We start from the raw sequence: 770 nt of genomic DNA, 5'->3' as shown, positions 1-770 counted from the left end.
GAAAGTACCTGGTATCCAATCAATGATCGCTTAGCATTTTACAAAAAGCTAATGAACGATCAGAAGCGATCACTTTCACAACGTAAATACGGTCAAATGCGTATTAATGATCGAAAGAGAAAACAAAGATAACTTACAACTTTATATGGTTGTGCGTTTAGTAATTAAGATGCAAATAGTATAAATATTAAGCGATCACTTTGGTAAATGTTTTAACTGCTGATAATATATTCTCAGTTGTTTCTAGTATACTCTAAGCTTTTTACTTTCCATACAAGATTATTATACTTCTTAATCTCTTCGTTGATGTTTATTTATAGAAATTTTCAAGTAATTACTGTTCAAGTATTTTACAGCCTGTATCATTTGTTTTTATTGACTTAGGTCCAGAATATTTTTTGAAATTGATTCTATATTTCCATAAAAACTGCACCATTAAAATAAAGTTTTTGTCACCAATATTTAATATACAGTTAATTAAATAATAATAACTTGCTATAAATTATTAACATTGTAATACGATTTAATTTCGTTAACGGTGAGACTAATATCTTTATTTTTCAACTTAACTTCACGTTTATTGAATAAGTATTTTAATGCACTGTATCGCTCTCTATCATTCGCGTAATGTAACATTTTATGGCAATGAGGGCATAATGCGACATAATTATCGATAATTTCAATGGAATGTTGAAATTCATTTGAAAACTCTCTAGGAACCAAATGGTGTATTTCCAAATAATTCTGATTGTTTTCTTTACTAGTAAAGT

The 770-nt window shown here is 27.7% G+C and carries 1 protein-coding gene; it reads right to left on the bottom strand.

The features are described from left to right. Window positions 1-495 precede the first annotated feature (495 nt). Entirely contained in the window at window positions 496-738 is a 243-nt protein-coding gene (locus ABCO64_RS11005; RefSeq protein ID WP_425463706.1) for an HNH endonuclease, read from the bottom strand. Window positions 739-770 lie beyond the last annotated feature (32 nt).

The sequence above is a fragment of the Methanocalculus natronophilus genome, assembly GCF_038751955.1.
Lineage (GTDB): Archaea > Halobacteriota > Methanomicrobia > Methanomicrobiales > Methanocorpusculaceae > Methanocalculus > Methanocalculus natronophilus.
The sequence above is the reverse complement of the archived record's forward strand: the minus strand, read 5'-3'. Positions and strand labels throughout refer to the sequence as shown.